Genomic DNA, 6,100 nt, shown 5'->3' with positions numbered 1-6,100 from the left:
TCCCTTTGCCGTTGGCACTTTGCCCTTCGCCGCGCCGTACCAACCGAAACAGGGTTTCAGCAACCGACAGAGGAGAAGCAGCATGAACACACACAACGTCAGGGTCAAAACCGCCGCAACCGAAACCACCGAAACGCGGGTTTTAGGGCCAAACGTCAACGGCCTTCCGTCCGGTGTCGCGCAGACGCTGGCGTTTCTGGGCCATCTGGCAGAGGACGGCATGGAAGAGGGAGAACGTGCGGAAGTGCTGCTCGGTTCGCTGTTAAACCTCGCGGAAGCCCTGCGCGATGCCGTGCCGGACTGGTCAGCCCGTCGCCCACGCCTGCCGTTTCCGCTGGTTCGGGCGTGGCTGGCAGCGCGTGACATTGCCCTGTCGCAGTTCGGTGAAATCGGTCAGGGCGCATGGGAATACGCCCTGAACGACCTGCGCACAGAACTGGACGCGGGCTTTCACTTCTGGCGCGACGACATCTGGTGATTTTTATGCGCCGCTCAGGCGGCGTAACCCCCCCAACCACTGACAGGGAGAACTCCATGAACCTGATTATCCGTGACGTCCTGACGGGCCTCGATGCCGACCTGCTGAAATGCCGGAATCACCAGGAGGCGGCGTTTATCGCCTCACTGTACGACGGCGGGCGCGACACCGCCGAGGAGGAGCGGCTTTACTGGCAGGGCCGCGAGAAAGCGGCGCTGAGAGAGCCAGCGGAAATTGACGTTCACCGCTTTCATGACGCACTGGGCGTGGCGTATCCGCTGAACTGGTCATGCAGTGAAGACGGGGAGTGTGAAACGTTCATGCTGGCCGAGTTTTACTGCGGGCAGGTGACCGACATTTACGCCCGTACCGGCGTGCGTTACTTCCGGCTGCGGGATTACAGCAGCCTTGACCACGCGCAGATCATGACGCGCGTTAAGGAGGTTTTTGACCTGAGTCAGAAATGAAAAAAGCAGGCCTGAGCCTGCTCTGTCCACGCCGGATGTGTACCCCGCAAAAAGTCGCATCCGGCATCGTAAAACCTACATGGAGAGATAAACCATGCAATTTGACCCACAAATCGTGTCACACGCGCAGGCATTTGTAAATGCCCGCCGTAACGGGAAACGCGCCCGCGTTCCGGCTATGCAGGTGAGGCAATGGCCGTTCTTTATTGCTCTGGTCAACGCAGGCCTCGGCCTCGCGTGATGTAAATCCGGCCGCCTCCCTGCGGGGCGGCCGTTTAAGGAGTGGTTTATGTCACAGTTAGATTTTGCCGATTTTTTTAACCAGGCTGAAGACCCTGCACCCGTGCCGGTTGCCGTTCCCCTGGCAGCTGCGGCCCGCGAGCCGTCACCCGCACACCGCATGATGAGCATCGAGACGGCGCGTAAACAGTTCGTGAGCGTGTTCAGGCACACGGCCCGTCACCTGCGCCGCTGGGACGTGTTCAGCGACTTTATCACGCTGGCGGCGAGTGAACTCGACCTTGCCACGATCCGCGCACCGGAAAGCATGGCGCGCTGCCGCAAAATCTGCGAGCGCTACAGACCGGATGACATCAGCGACCTTCACCGGCTTTTCGGCCTGATGGTGAGCGCGCTGGAAGCGAAGTTTCATGACTTTCTGGGGGCCATTTTCATGGAGCTGGAGCTGGGCGACGGCAGGCAGGGGCAGTATTTTACGCCGTACTCCGTACAGTCGCTGATGGCGCGCATGCTCATGCCTGGCGTACAGGAAGCCGTGAAGCGTGAAGGGCTGTTTACGCTTTCAGAGCCGACCTGCGGCGCGGGCGGCATGGTGGTTGCGGTGGCCGAATGCATGCTTGAGGCAGGACTGAACCCCTCGGAGCAGATGTTTGCCAGTTGTATTGATATTGATCCGGTGGCGGCGGATATGGCGTTTATTCAGCTTTCGCTGCTGGGTATTCCCGCCGAAGTCATCACCGGCAACACGCTGACGTTGAAGTTCAGCCGCGTGCGTTACACACCGGTCTATTACGCCAGTGACTTCGGGGAACGTCTGAAAACGCAACGCAGAATTAACGCGATGATGGATTTCATGCGTTCGCTGTCTGACGGGCAGGTAAACGCAGGCCCGTAACCGCCTCAGTCGGACCACCCCCTGCGGGCGGTTGTTCATAGTCGCCCGCAGGGGGCGAAAGAAACAGCGGGTAAAGTGTTTCCTTATGCGAAACGCTTTGGTATAATGTTTCGTGACGGGAAACAAGGGGATGGAGCATGATCAAAAGCTGGAAGCACAAAGGGTTACAGAAGCTCTATGAAAAAGGCGACACGAGCGGCGTTCAGGCAAAGGATGCTGAACGTATCCGGCTGCGCCTGCTGGCCATCGATGAGGCCGGTTCGACGGATGAGTTCAGCCGCTATCCCGGTTTTCGTTTCCATCCGCTCAAAGGTGATCGCAAAAACCTGTATGCCATTACGGTGCGGGCCAACTGGCGCATCACCTTCGAGTTTACCGACGGCAACGCTTACATTCTCAACCTGGAGGACTATCACTGATGGCGATGCACAATCCCCCGCATCCTGGTGGCTTCATTACGGAGTACCTGGAAGACAATAACGTGAGCCTGCGTAAAATGGCGAAAGACCTGGGCGTCTCTCCGGCGGCGCTGAGCAAGGTGGCGTCCGGCAAGGCGGCCGTCAGCCCCGAAATGGCGGTACGGCTGGAGGCGGGGTTAGGCATTGCCGCGCGTCTCTGGCTGGCGATGCAGGCCGCTTTCGACCTGCACAAGGCGCGGGAAAATACTGATGTGTCGGGCGTCATGCTGCGCCCTGGCCTGGCCCCCTTCTCAGAGGACGCGCAGGCCGGAAAGGACGCATAAGACGCCTGACCGGAACGCCGCCGTAACCCTGTCGCCCACGGCAGGGATGTTCCCCGCCTGCACCGCCGTATCACCCCCGCGCCCCTGCGGGGCAGGGAAGAGGCGGTGCTGACGCACCGCGCCTCCCCCGTCGCGTTCTGTACCGCCTCCCACTGATGGCCGTTATCACCCTGTTGTTTATATGCCGGTGCCGCTTGTGGTGGCCAGTGTGTGGTTGCTGCCTTTACTGAATTAACGTCAACAGCCACAGCCGGGACATGGCCCCTTCGGCTCCTGCCCTGGCGGGCAGTCGTCAGCCCCACTCCGACAGGCGGCGATAAAGCTGCCGCCCGTCTCCGCCGAACCGCAAAGGGCCGCGTTTCGGGCCTCCCGGCTAAGGTCTGATGGCTGAGGTCAAGGGCTGCAACCGGCTGGCGCCGGTGCGTTCACCGGGCGCGGGCGCGCCCTTTAAGGCCGTCACGCCGTTCCGTCGTGCCGCAGGTGTTCATGCTCATTTCATCCCCGTGCGGCTGTCCTGTTCCGGTTGTTCTGCGCGGAGGGCTGACAGTACCACCGGCAGCTCAGACAAACAGGGGTGAAATGCACTCAGCCAAAAACTTTTCGCATACCCCCGCAAAAACTTTTTGTCTTCGCCCCTGGTTGTCCTCCCTTTGCCGTTGGCACTTTGCCCTTCGCCGCGCCGTACCAACCGAAACAGGGTTTCAGCAACCGACAGAGGAGAAGCAGCATGAACACACACAACGTCAAGGTCAAAACCGCCACAACCGAAACCACCGAAACGTGGGTGAAACAAAACTTCGATGTGCTTCTGCTCCTGCGTGCAGACCGTCTGCTCACCCTGGCGCAACTGGAAGGCAATCTGATGATGTACCGCGCCCTGGCTGCGATGGATGCGTTTGGTCCGGATCACCTTGATGACCTGTTATCTGATGTCCGGTACGCGGCAGAACGCATCACGACGATGCTTGATGAAGGCGATATCGCCACCCCGGTTGCGTACGAGCTGGCAACGTCCGTCCTCTCGCTGATCTTTGAAACTGTGCCACCAGAAGAGTGGGACGGGGTGGACGTGCCTGACCTGCCCGAACTGTCGTGGCTTCAGGAAAATGCCCCGCTTCAGCGTGAGGCGCTGCGTCAGTCGTTTATCGAGGCGGCGCGTCCGTTTGGCCTTACCGTCAGCGGTCGCATGGAGTTTCCCGACGACGATTTCTATCCCGGCACGTACTGGTGTGACGCAGAAGTCTCCCTGGGCCGTGCGGACTCTCTCCCGGAGGCGATGGAGCTGCTGGTAAAGGCAGACCTGAGCGGGGACTGGAAGCAGGAGGAACAGGGTGGGTACGGCTTTGCACCGCACATCGCCACCATTACCGATATTGCACGCCGCGTGGTGCTGCGCGGCAATGCCCGCACGCTGGAGTGGGCCGCGCCGGAAACCGATCCGGCTGCATTTGAACGTATTGCGGCAAAGAAAAAGGCGCTGCGTGAGCAGGCCGCCTACGAGGCTGGCTGGGACAACCATGCGACGGCCCGCCAGCTACGCCAGGAGGCCGACATGCTGGATGTGAGCAGTGTTCATGCCGTCTGGCAGAACCATCCGCACGTGGCGGAAGCGCTGCGGGAATATCAGCATCCGTCCACGCGCCTGGACGAAACCGAAATCATGGAGGGCATGGAGTTTTAGGCGCAAAAAAAGCAGGGTTCCCCCTGCTTTCTTCACGGCGGGTAGTTACAGCTACCCGCCACATCAAAATCCGAGTCGAGGAAACGAACATGAATTTTGACCCGCAAATCGTCGCACAGGCGGCGCTGTTTGTAAACGCACTGCGCAGCGGCCAGCAGGCACACGTACCGGCAATGCCGTTCAGACTGTGGCCCGTTTTTATCGGCTGCGTCAGGCTGATGATGAGGGCCAGCGCATGAGCCAGAAAAATCAGGCAGTAAATGCCGAACTCATACGCGTCACCGAGGACGACATTGCGCGCGCGCTGGGCCAGTACTGCGTCATCACCCTGGACAACGGTGACGAAGCGTTTTACATCCACGGTCAGTTTATTCACAGCACGGAAGGGGCGAATGATGATCCGACCCTGAAGGAAATCGCGAGGCTGTCGGCCCGCGCGGGATGGCAGGCGCTGAACTGCATCGAACTGCCGGTGCCGGAATCCGGTGAGGTCTGCTGGTCAGACATCGTGGAGCAGCTGGCCCGCCGCACGCCTTCTGAGGAGGTGAGGGCCACGGTGACTGTAACGGGTTGCGAAACGAAGCGGGGCAGGGGGGTGCATTTCTGTGGTCATCCGTTGCTGAGTGGCCACAATGCGAATATGTGGTTTCCGGTGGCAAAGGAGGAGTCGTGGTTTGAAGCGGTTGAGCGCGTTCTGGTCATGAACGGGCTGGCCGAAAACCTTTGCAGTCTGGAGCCGCTGCGAAAAGGCAGCGATTACAACGACTGGCGTGCCATCTATAACCGCAAAGTGCGTATCTGACGGGGCAGGGCCGGTTGTTTCCGGCCCTGCTGTCACCCACTCAGGAGAAGTTCCCGATGCTGAAAAACACCCCATCCGCTGTGGTAACGCCCACTGTAGTTGCGCCTCCGGAATCACTGAAAATAGCCGACCTCGATGACCTGGCAGATTACGCGCTGCATCCGGTTCCGTGGGAAATAACCGACGTAACCTGTAGCGCTGCGGCGGCAGTCGTCACCTTCGCCCGCTGCACGGGGCTGGACAGTAAAAATGACCTGGCAGAAACGGCCATTACCGATCTGCTGGCAAATCTTATGCACCTGTGCAGCGCAAAGGATCTGCCGTTCTGCGAGCTGCTTATCCGCGCCGGTGAGCATTTCAGGGATGAAGCCGCAGGCTGATTCCGTGCCGTGCAGGGCGCAAACCCTGCAGGCCCTTCGGGCCGGGCAAAACCCGGTGCTGACGCACCGGCTCCCTCCCTCCGCGTGCTGTGACTCTGCGGGGCAGCTTCACCACTCTGATACGTCATGTGACCATTCTGGCCAGTATTTATGCCAGAACGGGTATGGCCGGTTGAGTTTATGGCCAGCTTCATCTGTCTGATGAACCATTTTCGCCTTTTCAGAAGCCTCGGCCGGAACATGGCCCCCTTCGGCTCCTGCCCTGGCGGGCAGTCGTCAGCCCCACTCCGACAGGCGGCGGAAAAGCTGCCGCCCGTCTCCGCCGAACCGCAAAGGGCCGCGTTTCGGGCCTCCCGGCTAAGGTCTGATGGCTGAGGTCAAGGGCTGCAACCGGCTGGCGCCGGTGCGTTCACCG

General features: G+C 60.2%; 10 protein-coding genes. All 10 read left to right on the top strand.

The window, feature by feature from the left end:
• Positions 1–82 precede the first annotated feature (82 nt).
• Positions 83–478 carry a hypothetical protein gene (locus QLG08_RS01325; protein WP_282472776.1) on the top strand — a complete coding sequence of 132 codons (396 nt, stop codon included), beginning with the start codon at positions 83–85 and terminating at the stop codon, positions 476–478.
• A 137-nt stretch (positions 479–615) separates the two neighbouring features.
• Positions 616–945 (top strand): hypothetical protein, encoded by a 330-nt coding sequence (locus QLG08_RS01320; RefSeq protein ID WP_282472777.1) that lies wholly within the window; start codon positions 616–618, stop codon positions 943–945.
• A 94-nt stretch (positions 946–1,039) separates the two neighbouring features.
• Positions 1,040–1,186 (top strand): hypothetical protein, encoded by a 147-nt coding sequence (locus tag QLG08_RS01315; RefSeq protein WP_019106772.1) that lies wholly within the window; start codon positions 1,040–1,042, stop codon positions 1,184–1,186.
• 48 nt (positions 1,187–1,234) lie between these two features.
• A complete protein-coding gene (locus QLG08_RS01310; protein ID WP_282472775.1) occupies positions 1,235–2,080 on the top strand; it encodes an N-6 DNA methylase in 846 nt (281 codons plus the stop codon).
• Between the two features lie 137 nt (positions 2,081–2,217).
• Positions 2,218–2,499, top strand: coding sequence for a type II toxin-antitoxin system RelE/ParE family toxin (locus QLG08_RS01305; protein ID WP_019104686.1), 282 nt, complete (start codon positions 2,218–2,220; stop codon positions 2,497–2,499).
• Positions 2,433–2,822, top strand: a complete 390-nt coding sequence (locus tag QLG08_RS01300) for a HigA family addiction module antitoxin (RefSeq protein ID WP_332306698.1) — start codon at positions 2,433–2,435, stop codon at positions 2,820–2,822. Before QLG08_RS01305 ends, QLG08_RS01300 begins: the two co-directional genes overlap by 67 nt.
• 727 nt (positions 2,823–3,549) lie before the next feature.
• A complete protein-coding gene (locus QLG08_RS01295; protein ID WP_282472774.1) occupies positions 3,550–4,503 on the top strand; it encodes a hypothetical protein in 954 nt (317 codons plus the stop codon).
• 89 nt (positions 4,504–4,592) lie between these two features.
• Positions 4,593–4,742: a hypothetical protein gene (locus QLG08_RS01290; protein WP_033776915.1), complete on the top strand. Its 150-nt coding sequence runs from the start codon at positions 4,593–4,595 to the stop codon at positions 4,740–4,742.
• Entirely contained in the window at positions 4,739–5,305 is a 567-nt protein-coding gene (locus QLG08_RS01285) for a hypothetical protein (RefSeq protein ID WP_242638503.1), read from the top strand. The genes QLG08_RS01290 and QLG08_RS01285 overlap by 4 nt, the downstream gene beginning before the upstream one ends.
• 56 nt (positions 5,306–5,361) lie before the next feature.
• On the top strand, positions 5,362–5,685 hold the full coding sequence (locus tag QLG08_RS01280) for a hypothetical protein (RefSeq protein WP_282472773.1): 324 nt from the start codon (positions 5,362–5,364) through the stop codon (positions 5,683–5,685).
• The last annotated feature ends 415 nt before the right edge of the window (positions 5,686–6,100 follow it).

The organism is Pantoea sp. V106_11 (assembly GCF_029967885.1).
GTDB classification, from domain to species: Bacteria; Pseudomonadota; Gammaproteobacteria; order Enterobacterales; family Enterobacteriaceae; genus Pantoea; species Pantoea ananatis.
This window is presented reverse-complemented; position numbering and strand designations above follow the sequence as displayed.

What these genes read in the sequence shown, in the direction of transcription:
- QLG08_RS01325 (WP_282472776.1), top strand. Translation starts at nt 83, where the DNA reads ATGAACACACACAACGTCAGGGTCAAAACCGCCGCAACCGAAACCACC.
- QLG08_RS01315 (WP_019106772.1), top strand. Translation starts at nt 1,040, where the DNA reads ATGCAATTTGACCCACAAATCGTGTCACACGCGCAGGCATTTGTAAAT.
- QLG08_RS01310 (WP_282472775.1), top strand. Translation starts at nt 1,235, where the DNA reads ATGTCACAGTTAGATTTTGCCGATTTTTTTAACCAGGCTGAAGACCCT.
- QLG08_RS01305 (WP_019104686.1), top strand. Translation starts at nt 2,218, where the DNA reads ATGATCAAAAGCTGGAAGCACAAAGGGTTACAGAAGCTCTATGAAAAA.
- QLG08_RS01295 (WP_282472774.1), top strand. Translation starts at nt 3,550, where the DNA reads ATGAACACACACAACGTCAAGGTCAAAACCGCCACAACCGAAACCACC.
- QLG08_RS01290 (WP_033776915.1), top strand. Translation starts at nt 4,593, where the DNA reads ATGAATTTTGACCCGCAAATCGTCGCACAGGCGGCGCTGTTTGTAAAC.
- QLG08_RS01285 (WP_242638503.1), top strand. Translation starts at nt 4,739, where the DNA reads ATGAGCCAGAAAAATCAGGCAGTAAATGCCGAACTCATACGCGTCACC.
- QLG08_RS01280 (WP_282472773.1), top strand. Translation starts at nt 5,362, where the DNA reads ATGCTGAAAAACACCCCATCCGCTGTGGTAACGCCCACTGTAGTTGCG.